Source organism: Stenotrophomonas sp. RIT309, assembly GCF_000632045.1.
GTDB classification, from domain to species: Bacteria; Pseudomonadota; Gammaproteobacteria; order Xanthomonadales; family Xanthomonadaceae; genus Stenotrophomonas; species Stenotrophomonas indicatrix.
The window spans coordinates 25,777-51,184 of record NZ_JFYS01000022.1; the positions used below are offsets into that span (position 1 = coordinate 25,777).

Genomic DNA, 25,408 nt, shown 5'->3' on the forward strand with positions numbered 1-25,408 from the left:
GTTCATCGCCACTGGATGCTTGTCCATCCATTCTGCGGAGGGGTCTAATGCTGGAACGTCACGGGCTGTCATTGGCGCTGGGCTGCGCCATTCTCGCGATCCTGTACGGAATCGTCTCGGCGCGCTGGATCCTGCGCCAACCCACCGGCAATGAACGCATGGTCGCCATCGCCACGGCCATCCAGGAAGGCGCGCGCGCCTACCTCAACCGCCAGTACCTGACCATCGGCATCGCCGGCGTGGTGCTGTTCGTGCTGGTCGGCATCTTCCTGAGCTGGTACACCGCGATCGGCTTCGCGGTCGGTGCGGTGCTGTCCGGTGCAGCGGGCTACATCGGCATGAACGTGTCGGTGCGCGCCAACGTACGCACCGCAGAGGCGGCGCGCCACGGCATCAGCGCGGCAATGGACGTGGCCTTCCGCGGCGGTGCGATCACCGGCATGCTGGTGGTCGGCCTGGGCCTGCTCGGCGTGGCCGGCTACTACGCGTTGCTGCTGCGGCTGGGCCTGCCGATGGAACAGGCACTGCATGCACTGGTCGGCCTGGCCTTCGGCTCATCGCTGATCTCGATCTTCGCGCGCCTGGGCGGCGGCATCTTCACCAAGGGTGCCGATGTCGGCGCCGATCTGGTCGGCAAGGTCGAAGCAGGCATTCCCGAGGACGACCCGCGCAACCCGGCGGTGATCGCCGACAACGTCGGCGACAACGTGGGCGACTGCGCCGGCATGGCCGCCGACCTGTTTGAAACCTATGCGGTCACCGTGATCGCCACCATGCTGCTGGGCAGCCTGATGCTGGCCGAGGCCGGCGCCAATGCGGTGCTGTATCCGCTGGTGCTGGGCGGTGTTTCGATCATCGCTTCGATCATCGGCGCGCTGTTTGTGAAGGTGAAGCCCGGTGGCTCGATCATGGGCGCGCTGTACAAGGGCGTGATTGTCTCCGGTGTGCTGGCAGCGATCGCGTTCTATCCGATCACCACAGGACTGATGGCGGACAACGTGTACGGGCCGATGGCGCTGTATGGCTGTGCGCTGATCGGCCTGGTATTGACCGGCCTGATCGTGTGGATCACCGAGTACTACACCGGTACCCAGTACAAGCCGGTGCAACATGTGGCACAGGCCTCGACCACCGGCCATGGCACCAACATCATCGCCGGCCTCGGCATCTCGATGAAGTCCACCGCGCTGCCGGTGATTGCCGTCTGCGCGGCGATCTGGGGCGCGCACGCGCTGGCCGGCTTGTACGGCATCGCCATCGCCGCCACCGCAATGCTGTCGATGGCGGGCATGATCGTCGCACTCGATGCCTACGGGCCGATCACCGACAACGCTGGTGGCATCGCCGAGATGGCAGAGCTGCCTTCGGAGATCCGCGACATCACCGATCCGCTGGATGCGGTGGGCAACACCACCAAGGCGGTCACCAAGGGCTATGCCATCGGTTCGGCAGCACTGGCCGCGCTGGTCTTGTTCGCCGACTACACGCACAACCTGCAGGCGGCCAATCCCGGCCAGGAGTTCCGCTTCGACCTCAGCGACCACACGGTGATCATCGGCCTGCTGATCGGTGGCCTGATTCCGTACCTGTTCGGTGCGATGGCGATGGAAGCCGTCGGTCGCGCGGCCGGCGCGGTCGTGGAGGAAGTGCGGCGGCAGTTCCGCGAGATTCCCGGCATCATGCAGGGCACCGCCAAGCCGCAGTACGACAAGGCGGTGGACATGCTGACCCGCTCGGCGATCCGCGAAATGATCGTACCGTCGCTGCTGCCGGTGGCCGTGCCGGTGGTGGTCGGCCTGCTGCTGGGGCCACGCGCGCTGGGTGGGCTGCTGATCGGCACGATCGTCACCGGGCTGTTCGTGGCCATTTCGATGACAACCGGCGGCGGTGCCTGGGACAACGCCAAGAAGTACATCGAGGATGGCCACTTCGGCGGCAAGGGCAGCGAAGCGCACAAGGCAGCGGTGACCGGCGACACGGTCGGTGACCCGTACAAGGACACCGCCGGCCCGGCGATCAACCCGCTGATCAAGATCATCAACATCGTGGCGCTGCTGCTGGTGCCGTTGCTGTAGATCCACGCCATGCGTGGATGGCGGCTCCGATGGGGTCGCCTCCGATGGGGTCAGAGCCCTTTCCTGTGGGAAGGGATCCGACCCCGCCGACGATTACCGCCCGCGCAGGAAGAACGCGACGGGCACCATCACCTCCACCGGGTCGCCGGCCACATCGGCCGGCGGCGCCGGCACCGGGCTGGCGCGCTGCACCGTGTCCAGCGTCTCCTGGTCAAGCAGTGCGAAGCCGCTGCTGCGCTCGATGCGCGGCGCCGATACACGGCCGTCGCGGGCAACGGCAAAGCGCACATAGGCCACGCCCTGCTGGCGCAACCGTTCGGACTGGCGTGGATAGCGCCGATGCTGTTGCAGGTGTCCCAGCAGCACCCCCTGCCAGGTGGCGTTGGCACTGCTGCGTTCGCCGGCCGTGGTACGCGGTGCGGCGTAGCTCGCTGCGGCCTGGGCAGGAACGTCCGGCGGCGCCAGCGTGCGATCGATGTTGCTGTCCGCCGCTTCCTCTGCCGGTTCTGCAGGTGGCTCGGCCGGGGCCGCCAGTTCGCCTTGGGGCAGCACCGGCGCCTTGATCTGTTCTTGTTGCCTGGGCACGGTCACGCGCCGCTGCTGCTCCTGCTGCAGCGGTCCGGCCGGCAGCGCGCGCGGCGGTACCGGTGGGGCCTGTGCGGCGGGAGCCAGTTCCAGCATCAAGGCGGCAGGAGGTGCCGCTGCCACGACCGGCGGCGTACGCGATGCCCACCACCACGCCGTAGCGATCAGCACCGCATGGGCCAGCAGCACGATTGCCAGGCTGGTTGCCCAGCGCTGCAGCCCGCTCATCGTGCGCCCTGCTCCAACCCGACCAGGGCGACCTTCAGGTAACCGGCACTGCGCAACGCATCCAGCGTCGCCATCAGGTCTCCATAGGAGACCCGCTGATCGGCACGCAGATAGAGGCGCTGCGACGTATCGCCATGCGTTGCCGAGCGCAGCGCAGAGGCGAGGCCATCGCGTGCCACCGGCGCCTCGCCCACCCGCAGCGACAGATCGGCCTGCACGGTCACATACACCGGCGCATTTTCTGCCGGCGCCGCCTGCGCACTGCTGGCAGGAAGCTGCACCGGCACCGACACCGTGGCCAGCGGCGCGGCCACCATGAAGATGATCAGCAGCACCAGCATCACGTCGATGAAGGGCGTGACATTGATCTCGTGAGCTTCTTCCGGGGTGTCATCGCGTGTGGATGCGGTCCTGATCGCCATGGCGTGCCTCAGTTCACTGCACGCAGCGTGCCTGTCGGCGCCCGGCGTGCAGCCCGATCCAGATCACGCGACACCAGCTGCTGCACAGCCGCGGAAAGATCGCCCAGCAGGCCGCGCAGGCCTGCCAGCACCCGAGTGAAGTGGTTGTAGACCAGTACCGCCGGGATCGCCGCGACCAGACCGAGCGCTGTAGCCAGCAGCGCCTCGGCAATACCTGGCGCCACCACGGCAAGGTTGGTGGTATTGCTGTGGGCGATGCCGATGAAGCTGTTCATGATGCCCCACACGGTGCCGAACAGGCCTACGAACGGCGCCACCGCGCCAATGCTGGCAAGCACGCCGATGCCACGACGCTGGTTGCGTGCGGTCTCCAGTTCCAGGCGCTCCAGTCGTGATGCCACCCGCTCCTTGATCCCCTCGCGGTGATCAAGTTCCTGCGACAGATGCAGTTCGGTGCGCGCGGCATCCAGCATGGCTGCGGCGATGTTCTGCTGCAGTGCGGGCTCGCCGCCTGCGACCGGCAGGCTGGGTGCCGACAGCAGCACGCTTCGCGCCAGGCGCAACGCGCGTGCCTGCCGGGCCAGTTCCCAGCCCTTGGCCAGCAGCACGGTCCAGGTGGCCAGCGAGGCCACGGCCAAGGCGATCATCACGCCCTTCACCACCACATCGGCGGCCAGGTACATGCCCCAGGGGGTCAGTGCGGGGGCGGCCATGGGAGCCAGATCAGCAGGCAGCATCGTCGGAGGTTCCATTGGAATCGGTAGAAGTAGTGCGACGGCGGGCAGCGCGCGGATCGGTGGCGTCGTCCACGCCCACCAGCGGCGCTGGATCGAAACGGGGCGCCGGTCGACTCAGGACATAACCGGCACTGACCGCAAAGAACAGTCCCACGCCCAGCAGCAGACGCCAGGACGGGTGTGCGCCCCAGCAGAACATCGCGAATCCCACCGCCATGCCGGCGCTGGCAAACGCCTTGCCTTTGCGCGATACCGCGCCCTGCTCACGCCACAGGCGCAGCGACGGACCGTAGCGCGGATGGGAAAGCAGCCGCTGTTCGAACCTGGGCGAACTGCGTGCGAAGCAGCCCACCGCCAGGATCAGGAAAATGGTGGTCGGCATGACCGGCAGCAGTGCGCCGATCACCCCCAGCGCGACCATCAACCAGCCGAGCACGAACCAGAGCCAGCGCATCAATCGCGCGCCAGCGGGCGGTGCAGGGACATCAGGAGAACTCCACTTCGACATGGCCGTGCACGCTGCGGAACGCGGCATCGGCGGCATCGATCACTTCCTGTTCCTGTGCCGGCGACAGCACCACTGCATCGAGAGCAGCAGTGAATTCGCGCCAATGCCGCGCGGCCCCATCGGGATGTGCCGCCAGGTGACGAGCACCAAAGTTCCGATCCAGGCCGAGTGCAGCGGCCATCTTGTAGAGCACGGTGCCGCCCAGGTTGGAACCTTCGGCAACATACAACCAGCCCAACGCGGTCGGCAGCGGCAGGTCGTCGCGGAGGGCCGCGATGTCCTCGCCCGGCAGCGCCTGCTCCAGGTCCTGCAGGTCGCAGCGCACCTGCTGCAGGCGGCGACGCTCCGCCAGGTCCGGCAGCAATGCGTCCAGCGCAGGGCTTGCGTACAACGCGTCGATGCTGCGGTGGAAGCGGTACTGCACGCGCAGGAAGCGAGCGAAATTGCGGCGGTCGGCGAAGATGTCGCCGGCCATGATGCGCTTGTCGAGGGCGCCATGGCTGTCACGGGTGGCGGCCTTCAGCCGCACGCTGCGGCTGTCTTCGAGGGATGTCTGAACGGTCATCGGGAGTGCCAGGGAAAGCGTCCCCCTGTAGACGATCCTGGCGAGGGTTCCCCCAACCCTGCTTGCGTCGATAATGCAGGTTCCTTTCCATTGCCAGGGCACCACCGATGATCACCACCGAACCGCGCATGACCAACCTGTTCCTGCAGCTGGGCCTGGATGCCAGTGCCGAGGGCATTGCCCGGTTCATCGCCGACCATCAGCTGGCCGCCGGCGTGGAAGTGGCCGATGCCCCGTACTGGAACGAAGCCCAACGCCAGTTCCTGGCCGAATCGCTGCAGGCCGATGCGGCATGGACCACCGTGGTGGACGAACTGAATGAAGCGCTGCACGAAGCGGCGGTGAAGGCCGCGACCGGGCTGTAAGCGCCAGGCGGCAGCGCCGGGCATGGCCCGGCGCCCCCCCCAGTAGATCCACGCCATGCGTGGATGACCGGACCCGATGGGGCCAGGTCCCTTTCCGCGGGAAAGGGATCCGCCCCCTCCACCGGTGCAAGCGTGGAGGGTTGATCAATACCGCCAGGTAAAGGCCAGTCGCGCAGTCCGCCCAGGTGCGGGCATCACGCCCAGCGCCAGCGGATCCAGGTAGTAGCGGTCGGTCACGTTGTCCACGTTCGCTTCCACCGACAGCTGGTCGTTGAAGCTCCAGCTCGCAAACAGATCCACCAGCGTGGTCGGCCGGTACAGCTGCTGGATCGCCGACAGGCCGACGTTCCATTCCTTGTCCAGCTTGCTGATCGGGCCGGCGTTGTGGACCACGCGGGTGCCGAAGGTCAGCCGCTCGTCGAACAGGCGCGAGCCCAGGGTCAGGTTGATCATGTAGCGCGGCGGGTTCTGGGTGTTGCTGTAGGAGCCTTCGAAACCACCATCCACGCAGTCCGGCGTGCCGACCAGTTCCTCGATCCTGCGCTGGACACCGTAGGCGCGGCGTTCGGCCGCGATGTCCGGTGCGCAGGTCTTGGCCTTGAAGTAGTAGTGCGCCGACAGATCGGCAAATACCTTGCCGCTGTCATAGCTGGACTGGAACTCCATGCCCGACACCTTGAAGCGGTCGACGTTGCGGATCAGTCCGGCCGACAAGGTGCGGTAGTCGCGGGTGATCAGGTCATCGATGCGGGTATCGAAGTAGGCCAGCTTCAGCGCCAGGCGGTCACCGGCAGTGAACAGGTCGTGCTGGATCGTGCTCGCGCCCAGTTCCCAGCTGTGCGCACGCTCGGGCTTGAGTTCATCCACCGGCTTGGCCGCGGTGAACAGGCCGAGCGTGGTTTCGAACAGGCTCGGCAGCTTGGTGCCTTCTGCGTACTTCAGGTAGACCATGCTGTCTTCGCTGAAACGGAAGGCCACGCTGGCGGTCGGCGAGAACGCGCTGTCACGACGGCGGATCGGCTGGGACCAGGTCCAGCTCACCGGTACCTTCAGGTCCTCCGCGGCGTCAGCGTCATGGAAGTTCCAGCCACCGATGTCACCGACGGTGCCCTTCTTGTACGGGGAGGCCAGCAGCGACTCCTGGGTGAAGTTGCCGTTGGCGTCCGGATACCAGTTCAACAGGGCAATGCGCTTGGCCCGCCACGACGGCAGCTTGGGATTGCCGTTGAGCAGTTCGGTGTAGCGGTATTGACCCTGCACTTCGTATCCGTCCGGCGTGGCCAGGCGATTGCGGTCATGCACGTCCACGCGGTTCCAGCGCCCACCCAGCAGCATCTCCCAGTGTTCGTCCGGTGCCCACTTCAGCGATGCCACCGCACTGTATTCCTTGCGCTCGGCATTGCGCAGGAAGCGGTTGTTGACCAGGTCGTCGTGCATGATCGGCCCGGAGCTGCCCGGGGCGATGTCCTCGTCGCTGTAGGACAGGCCGTAATCGAGGGTGAAGCGGCCGGCACTGCCGTCCAACACCGAGGTGTTGCTGGCGTCCAGGCCGAAGCGCTTCTGCCGCAACGGGTTGCGGTAGGCATCCTTGTAGCCGGGATTGCCACTGAAGCTGGGTGCGTCGTACCACTCGGTGCGGCGATCGAAGTACCAGGGGGTGATGCCGGTCAGGCTGTTGTACATCACGCTGTCGGCGTCGGTGTACCACGCGTTGACGCGCAGGTCGATCAGCTCGCTGTCCGGGTTGAACCGGTAGCGCAGGCTGTAGCTGTCCATGTCCACATGGCCCGGGTCCCACTGCGGCACGCGGTCGCGGTCGACGCGGATGATCTGCGACGCCATGATCTCGCCCGCACTACCTTCGTAACGACGATAGCCCGCTTCCAGCGTCTGCGCGTCGTCGATGCGCCAGGTGCCCTTGAGCAGGGTCGACTTCGAGCGCGAGGAAGTGTTGAACACTTCGGTGCGTGGCGGATTCAGCGGCGCCAGCGTGCGACGGGTCTGCGGAAAGTCGTCATAGCCGTGCTTGCCGGAGAAGTAGTTGCCGTTGTCGCGGTATGCATAGGCGGCCACCAGGTCGAAGCGGTCCCAGTGACCGGCAGCGGCCACGTTGAAGAACTGGCTGCCGGTGGCACTACGATCGCTGCGCGGCGCGGCTTCGTAGCCGGGCAGGTTGTTGGCGCTGCCGTTGGCCAGCCCCCCGCGCACGCGCACGCCGACATCACGCCCCTCGCGCAGCACGTCATCGACATTCAGCGTTTCCATTTCGACCACGCCACCGATGCCGCCGGAGGCATTGGCCTGCAGGCTCGGGCCCTTGGTGATGGTCAGGCGCGAGATCAGGTCCGGGTCGAGATAGGTGCGCTGCGACTGGCCGGCATAGCCACGGTAGGTGTCCATGCTGGACTGGCCACCGTCGATGATGACCGGCACCCGGCTCTGGCCCTGGATGCCGCGGATGTTGACGTCGAAGCCGTTGCCCACGCGCGGATCGCCCGCAGTGACACCGGCCACGCCCTTGACGATGTCGCCGTTGGACGTGCCGCGGAAACGCTCCAGCGCGACGCGGCCGATGGTGGTGGTCGACCCCACGCTGCGGTAGCTGTCGAGCAGGCGCGCTTCATCGCTGACCGCACCGCCCTGCACGCGGTCTCCGGCCACGCTGAGGGTATCGGTGACGATCACGCCGCCCGTCTGTCCCGCCGCAGCGACCTCCAGCGTGACCGCATCGGCGCTTACCCGGCGCACGCTCAGGCCGCTGCCGCGCAGTAGGCGGGCGAGGGCCTCGTCGGCTGACAGCGTGCCACTGACCGGTTGCGAGATCACGCCCTTGGCCAGCGTGCTCGGATAGACCACCTGCACACCGGACTGGCGCATGTAGGCGCGCAGTGCATCGTCCAGCGGTTGGTCGGGAATATCAAAGTGCTGTGCCGCTGCCGGAGCAGCGCTGCTGGACTGCGCCATCACGGCGGGGGCGGCGGTTGCCAGGCCGGCGGCCAGCAACGCGATGCACAGACGGGACGGGCGCGGTGCGCGGCCCGGGCGGCGGAATTCGTACATGGGGGAACCTGTCAGAGAAGCGTGGCCGCGGGCGCGGCATCATCCGCGCATGCGCGGACCCAACGACGTACGTGGCGGCGGCGGGTACGTTCGTGGATGAGACGAGTGGCGGCGCGCTTTCCCCAAGACCGATGCGTTGCATCCGCTGCATCCGCGCCTGGCGCGGTACTACCGGTACACGATCGCCACGCCCAGCGGCAGGCGGGCGACCTGCAGGCCGGCGGTGGCCGCCAGTGCATCCAGTGCCTGCTCCGGATGATCGACGCGCAGCGCCGCGCTCACGGCTGGAATCGTGGAAAGATCGCCGCGCACGAAGGTCGGCCCTGCGCGATAGCGGCCGACCGCATGCACGGCGTCGGCCACACTGGCCTGCTCCAGCAGCAGTTCGCCCTGGCGCCAGGCGCCGACGCCATCCGCAGCAACGTCAGCCAGACGCTGCACGCCTCGGTGCTCGCCATAGCTGGCACGTTGCCCCACCTGCAGATAGGTCCAGCCGCCATCGACAGGACTGGCCACGCGTACCCGGCCCTGCCCGACTTCGGTCTCCACCCCGGCCGCAACATGGGCGACCGTGAAAGCTGTGGAGATGTCTTCCACTACACCGTTGCCAGCAGCAACGCTGAATCGCCTCTGCGCATCGGGCGCCACGTCGAACCAGGCGCGGCCACGCAGCAGTTCAACGCGACGGCGCTGGTCATCGAAGTGCACGGCGATCGCGCTGTCGGCATCGAGCACGGCGCGGCTGCCATCGGGCAGATGCACATCCTGCACCCGGTGGTCGCTGCGATGATCCGCCTGCAGGCGCAGCCAGGCATCGGGCCAGGCCACCAGCACCGCCAGCGCAGCGGCCGTGGCCATGGCCCAGCGCAGCCGCCGCGGACGGCGCGCTGCCTGCCTGCGTTCGGTGGCGGCCGGGCGCGGGCCCACACTGCGCCACAGCATGCGCTCATGCTCGAACGAACGCCGATTCGCGGGCTCGGCCAGCCACTGCTCGAACGCGTCCATGCGCGCGTCGCTGATATCGCCGGACGCCAGGCACACGATCCAGTCCCTGGCCTGTTCGGCCACGGCATCATCGGCGGTGCTGCGGGGTGTCGAGGGCGGGCTCATCGGCTGGCAGGGGACACGGTCAGAGGTGGGCGGAAGGACTAGAGCGCATGGGGGGCCTGCGAATCAAGACGCATGACGGGTGTGCGCCCCCAAGCCGGATCGTTCATCGGCCACTGCGCGCCCAGGCAAGCCGCTGCAGCGCGGTGCGTACGTGGTTCTCCACCGTGGTCACCGACACACCGAGGCGCCGGGCGATGTCGGCCTGGGTAAGGCCCTGCAGGCGATTGAGATGAAAGATGGTGCGCGTCGGCTCGGGCAGGTGGCCGGCGGCATCAAGCACACGCTGCAGTTCATCCTGCGCCATCACCTGTTCCTCGGTGGAGATCTGCTCGTCCTCCTGCCACAGGTAGTGCTCGGCCAGCAGGCGGTTGCGGCGCGTCGATTCGCGGCCGTGGTCGGTGGCGAGGTTGATGGCCAATCGATAGAGATAGGCGCGCGGATTGTCGATGCCCTGGCTGCTGTCTACCCCACGTGCCTTGAACCAGACCGCCTGGATCACGTCTTCGGCCCCGCTGTCGCCGCCGAGGATGCGCTGCACGCGTCGCAGCAGTGCCGGTCGTTCGCGGATCAGCAGTTCGGTCAGGGTGAGGGCATTGGAGGACATGCGCGGAGCCAAGGGACGGACAGGGCGGCGCGCATGCTACTCCGTTAATGCGAATAAATCACGTTTGCATTCGCAATCGTCGACGTCAAAGACAGTCTGTCAGCCCGCCATAGACGCTCGTGGTCGTACCGGGCAAGGGCGCGTGGATCGCCTCATCCCCGGAACCCACCTGCCAGACCTGCAGGAGCTGCTCCAACCGGGTTCCAGATGCCAGCGGCAGCACGCATGCATAGCTGCCAAGGTCGACATCGATCCGTCCTTCCTTACGCACCCAGGTATCGCTGCCGGCGAAGGTCCAGATACAACTGCCGACCACACCTGTCGCTCGCTCCACCGAACAGCGCAGGCGCATGGCCCACAGGTTGTAGTACTGCCCCTCGCAGAACGTGTCGCCGCAGACATCATCGAACCCGCGCACCAGCATCCGTTCGGCGGCCAGGAACCGCTCCCGGCCGGTCGCTGGATCGGGATAGTCACGGGCGTCCACGAACGCCGGCGCGGCCTGCGCAGCGCCAACCACCATCAGACCGCAGAGCAGCCATCGTGCCGGGAAAGTGCGCATCAGGCGTCCCTCCCCTGCGCCCGCAGGCAATCGGCAAGCCCGTCGAACAGACCGTAATCGAGCCCGGGCAACGGTGCCATCAGCCCATCCGGCGCCTCCAGCGCGGCAAAGAAGGCTTCAACCGGCACCCCGGGCCGCATCTCCACCGGGCAGGTCCAGCGACCGTTGTCCACCTGCACCTGGCCGGTGTCACCCTGCACCACCAGTTCGCTGGCCGCCAGCACCCACACACACCGCTGCACCGTGCCCCGATGGGCCAGCACCGCACAACGGAACTCCATCACCCGGTAGTTGCTGTAATCGCCTTCGCAGAAGGTATCGGCGCACACACGGTCGAATGCCTGTGCAAGCGCTCCCTCAAGCGCGTAGGCCCTGTCCCACCCGGCCTCCCGGGTCGGGTAGTGGATCAGGTCGACATGCGTCCCGCGCGCGAGCGCGGCCAACGGAGCAAGCAACAGCAGGACGCCGCAGCGCCAACGATTCCAGTTCATGGCAGGTCTCCTCGGTTCAGGGTTCCAGCCTGCCCCGGCCGCCCGGCCGGCCCCATCGGGAAACCCCGGCCTGGCCGGTCGTCGGCTACCGCGACGGCCCGTCGGCGCCCCACCCTGCACAGCGACCGGCAAAGGCATAAAATGAAGGGCTATCCGTCTACATCCCCCACCTGGAGCACACCATGGGTCTGGAACTCGTCTCGCCCGGCAAGAACCCGCCGGAAGAAATCAACGTCATCATCGAGATCCCGAAGGATTCCGAGCCGGTGAAGTACGAAGTGGACAAGGAAACCGGCGCGATCTTCGTCGACCGCATCCTGTCCACCCCGATGCGCTACCCCTGCAACTACGGCTACGTGCCGAGCACCCTGTGCGGCGACGGCGATCCGGCCGACGTGCTGGTGGTGCTGCCGCTGCCGCTGGTCCCGGGTTCGGTGGTGCGTTGCCGCCCGGTCGGCGTGCTGAAGATGAGCGATGAGGCAGGCAGCGACGAGAAGATCCTGGCTGTGCCGGTCACCAAGGTGTTCGGCGGCTACGCGCACGTGGAAGACATCGAGCAGGTGTCCAGCCACTGGCTGGAGCGCATCGGCCACTTCTTCGAGCACTACAAGGACCTGGAGAAGGGCAAGTGGGTCAAGCTGGACGGTTGGGGCGGCGCGGCCGAGGCCAAGCAGATCCTGATCGAGGCGCACCAGCGCCACCTCGACAGCAAGGCCTGAGACTGAACAGCATTGCTCCGGCGCACGGCGTCGGAGCGATGCGGGTCACGTTTCATGACGGCGGCACATCACCTTTGCCGCCGTATTAGGTAAATTGCGTCACTTCACACGTCATCGACATCGACCGTCGAGACAGCCAGGGGAATGTGTCGTGCGTATTCTGCTTGTTGGGGATACAGCCAGCCTGCCGGCTGAGCTGACCGAATTCATTGCCGATCTTGGGGAAGACTGGCAGCCGTTGACCGCCACCGATGGCCATGCCGCGATGACCGCGGTCGCCACCCAGGGCGTGGACGCGGTGATCGTCTGCCCGCAGTTGCCCGATCTCAACGCGACCACGTTGCTGGGACAGATCCGCACCTTGCGCCCGGAGACCATCCGCATCGCACTGGTCGATGCACAGCATGGCAACCGGCCGCCGCCGGCACGCCTGATCGGGGTCGCCCATCGCTTCCTGCCATTGCCGCTGGCACCAGAAGTACTGCTGGAAGCATTGACCAGCCTGGAAGAGCTGCGCGAAGTGCTGGACAGCCCGCGCCTGCGCGATGCCATCGGCCGCATCGAGAAGCTGCCTTCGCCGCCGCACCTGTACCTGAGCCTGACCCAGGCACTGGAACATGACGACGACGCCGACAGCGCCGATGTCGCCAAGCTGGTCGCCGCCGACCCGGCGATCGCGGCCAAGGTGCTGCAGCTTTCCAATTCGGCGTTCTTCAGCCAGGGCCGCACCATCGCCGACCTGCGCACCGCCGTGACCCGGCTGGGCCTGGCCACGCTGCGTGACCTGGTGCTGGCCAGTGAGGTGTTCTCCGCGCCTACCTTGTCCGGGGCCGAACGCAACTCGCTGCAGCAGCGTGCCTTGATGGCCTCGCGATTGGCCGCACGCCTGCTGCCCGACTCCAGCGCCGAACTCGGTGCCACCGCCGCCCTGCTGGCCGACATCGGCCTGCTGCTGCCGGGTGTACGCAACGAGCGCAGCGAAACGGAGCCGGCCGATGATGATCGCCCCGGGCATGCCGAAGCCGGCGCCTATCTGCTGGGCCTGTGGGGCCTGCCGATGCCGATCATCGAGGCGGTGGCGTTCCATCTGCAGCCGCAGCGCGCCAATACACGCAGCTTCTGGGTGACCGGTGCGGTGCACGTGGCACTGGCGCTGGTCAACGGTGACCCGGTGGATGAAGAGTATCTGCAGCGCGCCGGTGTGCTGAACAAGCTGCCGCAATGGCGCGAGCACGCCAACAGCCTGATGGGGCTGGTGCCGAGCGAGGCCTGACGTTTACGTCACGGGAATGTTGAAGGCAGGTTGCAAAGAGTGCTGTCGTTGTTCAGGGACGGACCGCGATGGCCTCGATCTCCACCCGTTGGGCCGGATGGGCCAAGCCCGCCACCTGGAAGGTAGAACGGGCCGGCAGAGCTGTGCTCTTTGCGGGACTACCGAAGAACTGTGAGTAGCCCGCAGCGAACCCCGCCAGATCCATCCTGCCACCGGTTTCCTCACCGCCAACGAGATAAACTTGCAGTTTCACCAGGTCTTCCATTCGCAATCCAATGCTTGCCAGTTGCTCGTGGATCTGCCGCAACACGCTGATCGTTTGCGTTCTGGTATCGCCGTAGTCCAGAGGAGCGCCAACACCGGTCGGTTCCGGCAGTTTGCCGCTGAGGTAGACCGTCGTACGCCCTGGGGGCACCTCGACAGCGTAAGCAACAGGAATAGCCTCGGATGTATGACGCTTGATGTCTGTGGCCGATACGGGGAGCGCCGTGGCTGCGCACACGACCATCACAGCCATGGTTTTGACCTTGTTCACTGCCTTCATTGTGCTCGATCTCCGTTTTCTGGTGAACGACGTTACGCCCGTCAAGTGGCGGGTGATGCAATGAAGATAGCAGCACACTGAGCCCCTCTACAGAGTCAATCACGTCGGCGCAGGCTCATCCGCACACCCATGTTCCCATTCACGCGCGTGCGGTGCTGGTGGCACAAAGAAGAAGGGCGGACCTTGCGGCCCGCCCTCCTCTTTCTGCTGTCACGCTTCGATGGATCAGAAGCGCTGGGTGTACTTCATGTAGTAGTAGCGACCGATGTCGAAGCCACCGTAGTAGGAGAAGCTCGAGTTCGGCTGGCTGTACATGACCGGGCCTTCGTGGTTGAACACGTTGTTGGCACCGACCGAGACCGTAGCCTGCCACGGCAGGGTGTAACGCACCTGCACATCGTGGAAGGTGTTCGAACCAACCTTGCGGGTCGGCTGGCCCAGGGTGTAGGCCGAGGTGAAGTCAGGCAGGTTGCACTCGGTGTCGTAGGAGCACGGCTCCTTCATGCTCGAGTAGTAACGCACGGCCCAGTTCACGCCCAGGTTGCCCAGGCTCCAATCGACATTCAGGTTCGAGCGGACGCGGAAGTTCGCACCCCAGTCGCCGGTTGCCCAGCTGGTGTGCTGCTCGACCGGAGTCTCGGCTTCGTTGTCGCGCTTGTACTCGAGGTAATCGACGTAGGTGGTCTTCCAGTCAACCACGATCTTGCCGAAGGAGAACTCCGGCAGGCGGTACTTGATGCCCAGGTCGTAACCTGCGGTTTCCTGGTAGCCACCGTTGATCAGGGTACGGGTAACGTCGACCACCTGGTTGACGGTGCGGCCTTCGGTACCGCGGCTGAAGCGGTCACACGCCGACGCCACGCCCAGCACGTAGCACTGGTTGAGGATCGAGGTCACCGACTCGGCGGCGATCACGTTGTTGATGCGGATCTTCCACCAGTCCAGGCTGACGTCCAGACCCTGCACGAAGTTCGGGCTGTAGACCAGGCCAGCAGTCCAGGTCTTGGAGGTTTCCGGCTGCAGTTCCGGGTTGGAACCCGACTCGAAGGCGCTGTAGGACTGGGTGCCCGGGCCGGTCGACTGTGCGCCACCGGAGGTGATCTGGCGGAAGTTCGCCGGAACGCCACGTGCGCCGCAGGCCGCGGCAACCGACGGATTGCGCGAAGCCGAGCCGAAGCTGCTGTCGCACGGATCGGTGTAGGCGTCGAAGGTCTGCGAGGTGCCGCCGTACATGTTGGCGATATTCGGCGCGCGGAAGCCCGTCGAATAGGTCGCACGCACCAGCAGGTCGTCGATCGGCTTCCACTTCAGGCCGAACTTGCTGTTGATGGTGTCGCCGAAGGTGTTGTAGTCCGAATAGCGACCGGCCATGTCGAGCGACAGTTCCTTGGCGAACGGCATGTCGGCCAGCACCGGCACGTTCAGTTCGACGTAGAACTCGTCGAGCTTGTAGCTGCCCTTGGTCGGTGCGCCGGCCAGGTCGGTGCTCAGGCCCGACTGCAGCAGTGCATCCGGGTTGTACTCACCGCTTTCCTGGCGGTGCTCGTAACCGGCAGCGATGGCCAGGTCACCGGCCGGCAGCGTGAACAGCGAACCGGAGATGTTGGCGCTGTAAGCCTTGGTGGTGTTGGTGTAGGTGTCGTGGCTCGGCAGGAACAGGTAGGCCTGCAGTGCCGGGTCAGCCAGCGAACCGTTGCCGGTGGAGCCGTACGGTGCGAGCGGGTTCCACGGGGTGCAACCGGCGATCACCTTGCCCGGGGTGCCGCAACGGGCAACGTCGCCGTCCATGAAGGACGGGCCGACGGCGTTCTGCACGTTCGGGATGAACAGGTTGCCGGTGCCGGTCTTGACGCCCTTGTTCTGGTTGTAGACGTAGCCCACGTCCCAGTCCCAGAACTTGTCGGCGAACTCGAACGAACCTTCCAGGCCGGCCGAGAAGCGGAAGGTTTCCTGCTCGGATTCGGTCTGGCGCGGGAACTCGGAGGTGCGACGGATGAAGTTCGCGTCCTTGCCCAGCGGGTTGTAGATGCTGTCGGCCGACAGCGGGGTGCCGTAGACCTCGGACTGGTACGGGTAGCCGGCAATCTGCGAGGTCGCGGTGCGCTTGGTGTACAGCACGTTCGCGGTGGCGCGGATGTTGTCGGTCAGGTCGTAGTTGCCGTTGGCAAAGACCGAGCGACGGGTCAGCTTGTTCTGCAGCCACATTTCCTGGCTGGCATTGGTGTAGTCGGCGGTGCCGAACTCACGGAAGTCGCCCATGCCGTTGCCGGCACCGGTATTGGCACGGGTGTACCAGATATCGTCGTTGGCGTCCTTCGGGGTACCCATGTCGTCGATCAGCACGCCCTGGTTCGACGCCGGCGACCAGCCATTGGCATCGTCGTCGGTCGGGAACGGGTGGAAGCGGCCGTTCGGGTAGCGGCTGAAGGAACGATCCTTGGCCTTGACCTCGTCTTCCTTGCTGTATTCGGCGCCGAAGGTGATCGAACCGCGCTCACCGGTCTGGCCGTAGACGAAGTTGTAGACCTGCTTCTGGCCGTCGCCCTGGCCGTACTGGCCACCGTAGACGCTGGCTTCCAGGCCGTCGAAGTTCTTGCGGGTGATGATGTTGACCACGCCGGCGATGGCGTCGGAACCATAGATGGCCGATGCACCGTCGGTCAGCACTTCGATGCGTTCCACGACCGAGGTCGGGATCGAGGCCAGGTCGGTGTAGCCGCCGGTGCTGGTGCCCATGCGCTTGCCGTCCAGCAGCACCAGGGTGCGCTCCGGGCCGAGGTTGCGCAGGTCGACGTACTGGCCGCCGACTTCTTCGCCGGAGCTCAGGGCATCGGCGCGGCTGATCGCCGGCGAACCGGTCGCCGACAGGTTCTGCACGATGTCGGCAACGCTGGTGAAGCCCTGCTTTTCAATGTCGGCGCGCTGCAGCGCGATCACCGGCTGCGCGGTTTCCATGCTCGCCTGGCGGATGCGCGAACCGGTGACCGAAATGCGGTCCAGGTCGGTCGTGCCGCCGGCAGCTGCGTCCTGCGCCGAAGCGAAGGACGGTGCCAAGGCAAGCGCAATGCCGGCCGGCAGCAAGCCGAGCCGCACTGCGGGAATACGAACGTTCATCAATCTCTCCAAGGTACGTGTTAGTAGCGTGTTAAAACGCCGTAGCACGTTACGATTGCGTTGCAGCGCTGTATTTGCGCGACACAACCGGAGACTTTGCGGAGTGTGGCGGAAGCTGCCCGTCATTCTCGCGGAAGCGCGAGGCGGACTGGCCGTAGCGGGCGCGGAAGGCACGCGCGAAGCTGCAGCAGTTGTCGAAACCGCTGGCGGCAGCGACTTCGCCGACCATCATGTCGGTATCGCGCAGCAGATCGGCCGCACGTTCGAGGCGCAACCGTGCCGAAAGCGACTGCGGGCTTTCCTCGTACAGGCTCTGGAACGTCTTGGAGAGATACCAGCTGGAGAAGTTGGTCAGCTCGGCCAGTTCGCCGATGCGCACCACACGGTGGCTGTTGCCTTCCAGATACAGGCGCGCGCGCTGCATGCGACCAAACACCTGGCGCTTGCGGCTGCGCGAGCGGCCCGGGCAACGCTGTACGTTGTCGGCCAGGCTGCGCTGCAGACCGGCCAGATGCAGCAGCAACGGACGCAGTGCCTGCGCCGGCTGCCCGCTGGCGAGGGCGTCACGCCACAGGCGCAGCGCCACCCGCGCATCAGCGCGGTTCATCTGGCCACGACCGGCGTACAGGCCGCAGTCGGCCATTTCGGTCAGCACGCGCAGCGCTTCCACGTTCAGGTTCATGCCCACGCACAAGCCGTTGCGCCCGGCCTGGACCAGCGGCCTGGACTCCTTCTCGAACGCGATCCACTCGCCCTGGCGAAGCCGGAACCGCCCTTCCTTGGCTTCAACCCACGAGGTGCCGCGCACCTGCATCCAGACGCTGAAACTGGTGCCGGCGGTCTGCAGGCTGCCGAGGCGGGCAACCCCCATGCAGGTCGGCGCGACATCGTCGATCGCCTTGTCCAGGGATACGGTTTGGCCACGATCAGCCAGCGAGAGTTGACGCATAGGGGCACCACGGATTTGCCAAGTACAGGCCTCCGTTTTGCCAAATGAGGTGACAGCGCGTCAGGAAAGACTGCCGAGATCGCCACGAATTCGCGGCGAGATCGTCACGAAGAAATTACGAAGGCCCTTTCTCGTTCAAGATCAATAATTTGGAGAATGCCGGGAACAGTGCGGGCGGTTGTTCGGGCAATCGCATCACACCGATGTCGGCACCATCGCTGATGGCCAGGGCCAGGTACAGGCTGTTTCCGTCGGCACTGGCGCTCAGTCCATTGCCCGCGCTCAGCCGCTGGGCGTCCAGGCAACGCTCGGCTTCTTCGCGTCCGGACTGGATACGGACCAGGGTCGTGCCGCAGCTGGCACTGCTGCCGAGGTAGTCGATGCTGCCGTTGCCGGCCACCGTCCAGGTCCGGTAGCGCCAACGGCTGGGCCGGTCCTCACTGACCTGCTGCACGCTGGCAGGGGTCAACGCTGCGTCCACCGACCACAGCCCACCGGCTGCCAGCCGGGTGAACAGCACCCGCCCGGTACTGCGGTCGAAGCGCGCCTGCGATACGCCTTCCAGGCTGGCCAACCGCCGCCATGGCTGCGCGCTGCGGTCGAACAGGCTCAAGCGGGTGTGCTGGTCGGCATCACGTTCGACCACCAGCAGCTGCTCCGCGTCTGCGCCGTACAACGCCTGCAATGGCTGCTCGGCGGGAACCGGAAGGCGATGCAGTTGTTCATCGCGCGGTGCGATCTCGTAGACAACCGCTTCGCCATGCTCATCGCGGCCCACCACCAGCAGATGCCGGCTGTCGGCCGACCAGTCGGGCGCCTGCCGTGCCTCGGGCTTCAGCCCCTCGATCGGCCGCAGCGACTCCGGCCGCTGCATGTCGGCCCACCACAGGGCGAAGCTGCCGGAACGATCGGAACTGAACACCAGTTGCCGCCCATCCGGTGCCACCATCGGTTGCCCGTCGCGGCCACTGGAGGCGAACAGGCGCTCACCGGCACCGCCCTGCGCGGGCATCCTGAACACCCCGAACTGCGCGCGCCGATGCACGAACGCCAGCATGTCGCCGCGGCGGGACACTGCCGGCCACTGCGCATCGTCGAGCCCAGCGTCGCGCAACGTGCGGCGCTCGACGTCGAGGTAGTACAGGCGTGCTTCGCTGTCCACGCGGCGACCGAACACGATATGCCGACCATCGCCCAGCCAGGCCCAACCACGCAGTTCGGCCGATTCGGTGGTCAACTGCTCGGGCGTGCCGCCGCTGGCAGGCATCCGCCACAGGTCGCCCAGCTGAGGGTTGCGGACAAACACCAGCCATCGGCCATCCGGGGAATAGCGCGGGGCGTAGTCGAAATCATCCTCGTCGACAGCGTACTCCAGCGCACGCCATTGGCCGGTGGCCAGATCGAGCACGCGGATGCCGCGATGGGCATAGCGACCGACCATGCTGCCGAAGACCAGGCCACGACCATCGGGCGTCCAGTCGAAACTGAGCAGCTCGGTGCCGTCGCAGCGCGTGGCCTGGCGCACGGCGCCGCCGGTGGCGCTGGCGATCAGCACCTGGCAGCTGGCATCGGCACCAAAGCGGGCGAAGGCGATTTCGCGGCCATCGGGCGACCAGTTCGGGAAGCGGTCGCTGGCACCTGCCGGTGGCGATAGCAGCTGGCGCGCGGGGGCATTGCCGGAGGTCTGCACCTTGATGGCGTTGCCGCCGGCGCCATCGTCGTTGGCGCCTTCGTAGGCGACCTGCGATCCATCAGGAGAAAGTGTGGGATAGGTCTCAAAACCGGCCGTCGCGGTAATCAATCGATACGGCCGCTCAGGGCTTCCGATCACCCGCGTGCCGTTCTCCACTGCCGCATCCACCGGAGAATTCACCGGCGCCGGGCGGCGCAGCAGCAGTACGCTCAACACCACCAGCGCAAGCAGCATCACCACGCCCAGTGCCAGCAGCAGGCGACGGCGCAGACGGCGCCAGCGGCGGCTTCCGCGTTCAACCGCCGGCACGCCGACGGCGGCCACGGCATCCGGCGCAGGCGGCTGTGATGCGGTCGAGTCCTCTACAACGGCGATCGCATCGGTCTCGTGGTCCGCCAGCGGTTGCACCGGCACAAGCAGGCGGTAGCCGGTCTTGGCGATGGTTTCGATGTACGCCTGGCCGTTGTCGTCGTCGACGCTGAACGCCTTGCGCAGCTGGGTCACGGCCTGGGTCAGCACATCGTTGGTCGGCAGCGTGTCCGGCCACACTTCGGCGAACAGCTCGTCACGGGTCACCACCCGCCCCGGCTGCCGCATCAACACGCGCAGCACGCCCAGCGACTTGGGCGTCAAACGGCGTGTACGGCGGGCACCGGCGACTTCGACCTCACGCGAGGACAAAGTAACGATGCACTCACCGACGCGGACGCGGTCGGATTCAGGCGACTGGATTTCGCTGTTGATCATTCGTTGCTATGGGGCTGAAACAGGCCGCAAACACTGTTCACCATCGATCCCTTCCCATCCTTGGCACAGCAAGAAGCCAGATTCCGCACAAAGCATCGGCGCATACCGCAAAAAAAACGAAGCCTCCGGATATTAGCCTATGCGAGTTACCTCGCCTATCGCGTGGTCGACATCAGGCTCTCTCTCGCCGACGCATTCACATAATACGCATCATCATTCGCGCCCTTTTGGGCGCGATATTTTTATCTGGCGTTCATTTTCAGAAGCGTTTCAGCATGGTCAGGCCAACCAGCCGCGAAACCACCAGCGCTACGTACATGACGCCGGAAAACTGCTCCAGCATTACCAGCGCGCGGGCCTGCGGATGCAGTGGCACGACGTCGCTGAGACCTACCCCCGACAATAAGCTGAAGCTCAGATAAAGCAGCTCCATCCATGTGCGCTGCGCGCCGCCACTGGCTCCCTGGAAACTGCCCGGATACCACTGCTGACATACGGCAAAGGTAAAAGCGAATGCCCATGCCAGCAGAGTGAACGTGGCACCGGCGGCGAACAGCTCGTCGCGCGTCACTTTGTGGTCCTGCAGCATGTAAGCGATCAGCGCACCGGCGGTGTAGAAATACAGCAGGCTTTCCAGCAGCTGCGCGGTGATGCCCAGTGCAGGCCGGTCGAGCAGGGCCGCCGAAAGGGAAAACACCACCGCCGGGATGGCCAGCACCAACGCCAGCCATGTCCCCAGCGGGCTGCGCTGCACCACCCACAGTGCCAGGCCGAGCACGGCCATCCCGAATACGCCTACTGCCGCGCGCCCGGCAGCGGTTTCGTCCAACGCCGGGTACAGCAGCACCGACAACAGCTGTGCGCCGAGCAGCCAGGCAGAGGGATGACGGCGGGCGATGGCCAGCCAGCGGGTGGTGACGGCAATGGGCATGGTTCCGTGTCCCCGGGGAACGATGGGGCGAGGATAGCGGCATGTCGGTGAGTTGGGTGACTGGACGGTGCCGGGCGTGACCCGGCACTGCCCATCTGCGATCAGCCCTGCTGGTACACCTCGGCGCCGGCCGCCCGGAACTGCTCGGACTTTTCCTGCATGCCCTTCTCGGCGTACTCGCGCACGTCCTGGGTGATCTTCATCGAACAGAAATGCGGGCCGCACATCGAACAGAAGTGGGCCAGCTTGTGCGCGTCCTTGGGCAGGGTCTCGTCGTGGAATTCCTTGGCCTTCTCCGGGTCCAGGCCGAGGTGGAACTGGTCTTCCCAGCGGAATTCGAAGCGTGCCTTGCTCAGCGCGTTGTCACGCACCTGCGCACCCGGATGCCCCTTGGCCAGGTCAGCAGCATGGGCGGCGATGCGATAGGCCATGATGCCGTCGCGCACGTCCTGCCGGTTGGGCAGGCCCAGATGCTCCTTCGGCGTGACGTAGCAGAGCATGGCAGTGCCGAACCAACCGATCATCGCCGCACCGATCGCGCTGGTGATGTGGTCGTACCCCGGTGCGATGTCGGTGGTCAGCGGGCCAAGCGTGTAGAACGGCGCCTCGCCGCACTCGCGCAGCTGCTTGTCCATGTTCTCCTTGATCAGCTGCATCGGCACATGGCCGGGGCCTTCGATCATGGTCTGCACGTCGTGCTTCCACGCAATCTTCGTCAACTCGCCCAGCGTCTCCAGCTCGCCGAACTGCGCCGCATCGTTGGCATCGGCAATGCAGCCAGGACGCAGGCCGTCACCCAGCGAGAAGGTCACGTCGTAGGCCTTCATGATTTCGCAGATGTCTTCGAAATGGGTGTAGAGGAAGTTTTCCTTGTGGTGGGCCAGGCACCACTTGGCCATGATCGAACCGCCGCGGCTGACGATGCCGGTAACCCGCCTGGCGGTGAGTGGCACATAGCGCAGCAGTACCCCGGCATGGATGGTGAAGTAGTCCACGCCCTGCTCTGCCTGTTCGATCAGGGTGTCGCGGAAAATCTCCCAGGTCAGCGCTTCGGCGCGGCCGTCGACGTTCTCCAGCGCCTGGTAGATCGGCACCGTACCGATCGCCACCGGCGAATTGCGGATGATCCATTCGCGCGTTTCATGGATGTGCTTGCCGGTGGACAGGTCCATCACCGTGTCGCCGCCCCAGCGGATCGCCCACACCAGCTTTTCCACTTCCTCGGCAATGCCCGAGGACACCGCGCTGTTGCCGATGTTGGCGTTGATCTTGGTCAGGAAGTTGCGGCCGATGATCATCGGCTCGCTTTCCGGGTGATTGATGTTGTTGGGCAGCACCGCACGGCCGCGGGCGATTTCCTCGCGCACGAATTCCGGGGTGATGATCTGCTGGATCGACGCACCGAATGCCTCGCCAGGATGCTGCTGCAGCAGTGCGGCATCGCGGATGGCTTCCAGCCGCTGGTTTTCGCGGATTGCCACGAATTCCATTTCCGGGGTGATGATGCCGCGGCGCGCATAGTGCATCTGGGTGACGTTGGCGCCGGCCCGCGCGCGACGTGGCAGGCTGCGCGCGGGAAAACGCACCGGGTCCAGCTTCGGATCATGCTCGCGCGCGCGGCCGAACGAGGAGCTGAGGCCGTCGAGCTGTTCGGTGTCGTTGCGCTCCTCCACCCAGCCACGGCGCAGTGCCGGCAGGCCCGCAGACAGGTCGATGCGCACGTCCGGATCGGTGTACGGGCCGGAGGTGTCGTAGACGGTGACCGGTGCGTTCTCTTCGCCGCCGAACACGGTCGGCGTGCGGGTCAGCGCGATCTCGCGCATCGGCACCTGCAGGTCCGGGCGCGAGCCAGGCACGTGGATCTTGCGCGAGCCGGGTATCGGCCGGGTCACGGATTCGGAGAGTTGCTGGGCCTGTTGCTGCAGGGCGGAGAGCTGTGCGTTCATCGGGCATCGTCCAGGAAGGTCAGGGACGAAGCGGCGGCGCACTGCACCCGCGCACGGACGGCACCAAGGCGCTCCCTGGGCAGGTTCCGGGTACGGCTGCATTGCAAAGCTTCCCTACGCCGGTATGAGCCGGATCAGGTTCCAAGGGACTATCTCAACCGTGGCCACAAGGCCGCGGTACCCCCGCTTCTTGGTGGGCATTAGAGCATAGAAACCACTCGACCTCCTGGCCGTTCATCCACGCAGGGCGCAGATCTGCCGCACCCGCGTTAACAGAACCGTGACGTCGCATTCAGTAACGTGCACGCGCGCCGCACCGTTGCACGTGGCGCTTTCCCTGCCGCCATCGCGGTGCCTGTCCGGTGCGCGCACACTGTCGCCGGCCTACTCCCTGCAAGCTTTCGCTCGCTCCCCTCATTCCCTTGATCGGAGAAGCTCCTTCATGGTGTTTCGCATTTCCATCGCACTGGTGCTTGTCCTGGTGCTGCTGGCCGGCCTCGCGCCCGGCCCCTTCAATACCGTCGTGCAGGCGGCGCTGGCTGATGTCATCCGCAGCGTCGGTTGGCTGTACCTGCTGGTGGTGTTCCTGGCGCTGGTGTTCCTGATGTACCTGGCCTTCGGCCGCTTCGGCAACCTGCGCATCGGTGGCGAAGACGCTGAACCCGAATTTTCGCGCGCCAGCTGGATGTCGATGCTGTTCGCCGCCGGCATGGGCATCGGCCTGGTGTTCTGGGGCGCGGCCGAGCCGATCTCACACTTCACCAAGCCACCGGAAGGCATTGCGCCACAGAGCATGGATGCCGCGCGTGCATCGATGCGCTATGCGTTCTTCCACTGGGGCCTGCATCCGTGGGCGATCTATGCACTGATCGGCCTGGCGATGGCCTGGTTCCAGTTCAACCGCAATGGACGGGGGCTGGTCAGCGATATGCTGCAGCCGATCATCGGCCGCCACCATCGCGGCTGGATCGGCCGTGTCGTCAACATCGCGGCGGTGGTCGCCACGGCGATCGGCGTGGCGACGACGCTCGGCTTCGGCACCATCCAGATCGCTGCAGGCGTGGAGCGCGTATTTGGCCTGCAGGCGACTGTACCGGTGCAGATGACCATCATCGCCATTGCCTTCGTGCTGTACATGGCCTCGACCGCCAGCGGTGTGGAGCGCGGCGTGAAGTGGCTGTCCAACTTCAACCTGGCACTGGCTGCATTGCTGGCCGCGACCGTACTTGTGCTGGGGCCGACTGGCTTCATCTTCGATACGTTCACCACCACGCTGGGTTCCTACCTCAACCAGCTGGTGACCATGAGCCTGCGCATGTCGCCGTTCTCCGGCAGCACGTGGGTGGCCGACTGGACGATCTTCTACTGGGCCTGGTGGATTTCGTGGGCCCCGTTCGTGGGTTCCTTCATCGCGCGCATCTCGCGCGGCCGCAGCGTGCGCGAGTTCGTGATCGGCGTGGTGTTGGCACCGACCCTGCTTGGCTTCTTCTGGTTCGCCGTGTTCGGGGGAACGGCATTGTGGGCGCAGATCTTCGGCCACGCCGACCTTGTGCAGGCACTGGGCAATGGCTATGAGACGGTGCTGTTCACCCTGTTCGACAGCCTGCCGGCGTCGCTGATGCTGTCGGCGGTGGCATTGGTGCTGTTGATGATCTTCTTCGTGACCTCGGCCGATTCGGCGGTGCTGGTACTGGCCAGCATGTCCACCGACGAAGCCGGGGATCCGCCGCTGAAGCGCAAGCTGGCGTGGGGCATCGCGGTAGCGTTGATTGCGGCGGCATTGCTGCTGGCGGGCGGGCTGGATGCGTTGCAGGGCATGATCACGATTGCGGCGTTGCCGTTCGCGCTGCTGATGGTGCTGGTGATGGTGTCGCTGTACCGGGTGCTGGACCAGGAGTACACGCGCGAGCGGCGGCAGGCGCAGCGCCAGCGGCGCATGATCGATGCGTGGATCGCACGCGAGATGGCGGCGCAGGAAGAGACCCAGGCGGAGGCGGCACGCGCGCAGGATCAGGATTGAGGGTGTTTTGCAGCCTGCGGCTGCACCGCTTTTTTCAGGCAAAGGCAACGGCCGAAGCCAAGGCGGCCCTGGGTTGTTGATGGTTGGGCGGGGCGGTGTGGGTGGGCAGGACACGCCGTAAACCCATCCCTGGGGGCTCGATGGCGCCATCCATGCGGCT

The 25,408-nt window shown here is 65.8% G+C and carries 21 protein-coding genes and 1 riboswitch; of the genes, 5 read left to right on the forward strand and 16 right to left on the reverse strand.

The window, feature by feature from the left end; all coding sequences use genetic code 11:
* The first annotated feature begins 47 nt into the window (after positions 1 to 47).
* The gene (locus BW38_RS07825) at positions 48 to 2,075 is read left to right on the forward strand and encodes a sodium-translocating pyrophosphatase (protein WP_025874173.1); all 2,028 of its coding nucleotides are present in this window, start codon (positions 48 to 50) and stop codon (positions 2,073 to 2,075) included.
* Positions 2,076 to 2,168: 93 nt separating this feature from the next.
* On the opposite strand, the gene BW38_RS07820 is transcribed toward BW38_RS07825, so the two are convergent.
* From BW38_RS07820 to BW38_RS07800, 5 genes are read right to left on the reverse strand one after another with little or no spacing between them, the layout of a single operon-like run.
* Positions 2,169 to 2,888, reverse strand: a complete 720-nt coding sequence (locus tag BW38_RS07820; protein WP_032976746.1) for an energy transducer TonB — start codon at positions 2,886 to 2,888, stop codon at positions 2,169 to 2,171.
* Positions 2,885 to 3,310, reverse strand: coding sequence for a TonB system transport protein ExbD (exbD, locus tag BW38_RS07815; RefSeq protein ID WP_032976747.1), 426 nt, complete (start codon positions 3,308 to 3,310; stop codon positions 2,885 to 2,887). Before exbD ends, BW38_RS07820 begins: the two co-directional genes overlap by 4 nt.
* Positions 3,311 to 3,318: 8 nt before the next feature.
* A complete protein-coding gene (gene exbB / locus BW38_RS07810) occupies positions 3,319 to 4,047 on the reverse strand; it encodes a tonB-system energizer ExbB (RefSeq protein ID WP_032976748.1) in 729 nt (242 codons plus the stop codon).
* Positions 4,034 to 4,501, reverse strand: a complete 468-nt coding sequence (locus BW38_RS07805) for a YbaN family protein (RefSeq protein WP_032976749.1) — start codon at positions 4,499 to 4,501, stop codon at positions 4,034 to 4,036. Before BW38_RS07805 ends, exbB begins: the two co-directional genes overlap by 14 nt.
* A 31-nt stretch (positions 4,502 to 4,532) precedes the next feature.
* Positions 4,533 to 5,120, reverse strand: coding sequence for a biliverdin-producing heme oxygenase (locus BW38_RS07800; RefSeq protein WP_032976750.1), 588 nt, complete (start codon positions 5,118 to 5,120; stop codon positions 4,533 to 4,535).
* Positions 5,121 to 5,227: 107 nt separating this feature from the next.
* Here BW38_RS07800 and BW38_RS07795 point away from each other — a divergent pair, with 107 nt between their 5' ends.
* Positions 5,228 to 5,485 carry a DUF2789 domain-containing protein gene (locus tag BW38_RS07795; RefSeq protein WP_032976752.1) on the forward strand — a complete coding sequence of 86 codons (258 nt, stop codon included), beginning with the start codon at positions 5,228 to 5,230 and terminating at the stop codon, positions 5,483 to 5,485.
* A 144-nt stretch (positions 5,486 to 5,629) separates the two neighbouring features.
* Here the strand turns inward: BW38_RS07795 and BW38_RS07790 are convergent, their stop codons facing one another.
* From BW38_RS07790 to BW38_RS07770, 5 genes are all read right to left on the reverse strand, one after another.
* A complete protein-coding gene (locus tag BW38_RS07790; RefSeq protein ID WP_032976753.1) occupies positions 5,630 to 8,545 on the reverse strand; it encodes a TonB-dependent receptor in 2,916 nt (971 codons plus the stop codon).
* Between the two features lie 168 nt (positions 8,546 to 8,713).
* Positions 8,714 to 9,655, reverse strand: coding sequence for a FecR domain-containing protein (locus BW38_RS07785; RefSeq protein WP_032976754.1), 942 nt, complete (start codon positions 9,653 to 9,655; stop codon positions 8,714 to 8,716).
* Positions 9,656 to 9,758: 103 nt separating this feature from the next.
* Positions 9,759 to 10,259 carry an RNA polymerase sigma factor gene (locus BW38_RS07780; RefSeq protein WP_025874164.1) on the reverse strand — a complete coding sequence of 167 codons (501 nt, stop codon included), beginning with the start codon at positions 10,257 to 10,259 and terminating at the stop codon, positions 9,759 to 9,761.
* Positions 10,260 to 10,344: 85 nt separating this feature from the next.
* The gene (locus tag BW38_RS07775) at positions 10,345 to 10,821 is read right to left on the reverse strand and encodes a hypothetical protein (RefSeq protein ID WP_032976755.1); all 477 of its coding nucleotides are present in this window, start codon (positions 10,819 to 10,821) and stop codon (positions 10,345 to 10,347) included.
* On the reverse strand, positions 10,821 to 11,312 hold the full coding sequence (locus tag BW38_RS07770; protein WP_032976756.1) for a hypothetical protein: 492 nt from the start codon (positions 11,310 to 11,312) through the stop codon (positions 10,821 to 10,823). The genes BW38_RS07775 and BW38_RS07770 overlap by 1 nt, the downstream gene beginning before the upstream one ends.
* Before the next feature lie 182 nt (positions 11,313 to 11,494).
* On the opposite strand from BW38_RS07770, the gene ppa reads away from it, so the two are divergent.
* Both ppa and BW38_RS07760 read left to right on the forward strand, forming a co-directional pair.
* On the forward strand, positions 11,495 to 12,031 hold the full coding sequence (ppa, locus tag BW38_RS07765) for an inorganic diphosphatase (RefSeq protein WP_025874161.1): 537 nt from the start codon (positions 11,495 to 11,497) through the stop codon (positions 12,029 to 12,031).
* Between the two features lie 151 nt (positions 12,032 to 12,182).
* A complete protein-coding gene (locus BW38_RS07760) occupies positions 12,183 to 13,304 on the forward strand; it encodes an HDOD domain-containing protein (RefSeq protein ID WP_032976758.1) in 1,122 nt (373 codons plus the stop codon).
* Between the two features lie 52 nt (positions 13,305 to 13,356).
* On the opposite strand, the gene BW38_RS07755 is transcribed toward BW38_RS07760, so the two are convergent.
* From BW38_RS07755 to thiC, 6 genes are all read right to left on the reverse strand, one after another.
* A complete protein-coding gene (locus BW38_RS07755; protein WP_051585056.1) occupies positions 13,357 to 13,848 on the reverse strand; it encodes a Rid family hydrolase in 492 nt (163 codons plus the stop codon).
* 225 nt (positions 13,849 to 14,073) lie between these two features.
* Positions 14,074 to 16,962 (reverse strand): TonB-dependent receptor, encoded by a 2,889-nt coding sequence (locus BW38_RS07750; RefSeq protein ID WP_032976759.1) that lies wholly within the window; start codon positions 16,960 to 16,962, stop codon positions 14,074 to 14,076.
* 49 nt (positions 16,963 to 17,011) lie between these two features.
* Positions 17,012 to 17,911 (reverse strand): helix-turn-helix transcriptional regulator, encoded by a 900-nt coding sequence (locus BW38_RS07745; RefSeq protein WP_025874158.1) that lies wholly within the window; start codon positions 17,909 to 17,911, stop codon positions 17,012 to 17,014.
* Between the two features lie 115 nt (positions 17,912 to 18,026).
* A complete protein-coding gene (locus BW38_RS07740) occupies positions 18,027 to 20,351 on the reverse strand; it encodes a winged helix-turn-helix domain-containing protein (protein ID WP_032976760.1) in 2,325 nt (774 codons plus the stop codon).
* Positions 20,352 to 20,610: 259 nt separating this feature from the next.
* Positions 20,611 to 21,282 (reverse strand): ion channel, encoded by a 672-nt coding sequence (locus BW38_RS07735; RefSeq protein WP_032976761.1) that lies wholly within the window; start codon positions 21,280 to 21,282, stop codon positions 20,611 to 20,613.
* Between the two features lie 101 nt (positions 21,283 to 21,383).
* Positions 21,384 to 23,228 carry a phosphomethylpyrimidine synthase ThiC gene (thiC, locus tag BW38_RS07730; protein ID WP_032976762.1) on the reverse strand — a complete coding sequence of 615 codons (1,845 nt, stop codon included), beginning with the start codon at positions 23,226 to 23,228 and terminating at the stop codon, positions 21,384 to 21,386.
* Positions 23,229 to 23,321: 93 nt separating this feature from the next.
* Positions 23,322 to 23,423, reverse strand: a riboswitch (TPP riboswitch).
* 247 nt (positions 23,424 to 23,670) lie between these two features.
* On the opposite strand from thiC, the gene BW38_RS07725 reads away from it, so the two are divergent.
* Positions 23,671 to 25,248 carry a BCCT family transporter gene (locus BW38_RS07725; protein ID WP_032976764.1) on the forward strand — a complete coding sequence of 526 codons (1,578 nt, stop codon included), beginning with the start codon at positions 23,671 to 23,673 and terminating at the stop codon, positions 25,246 to 25,248.
* Positions 25,249 to 25,408 lie beyond the last annotated feature (160 nt).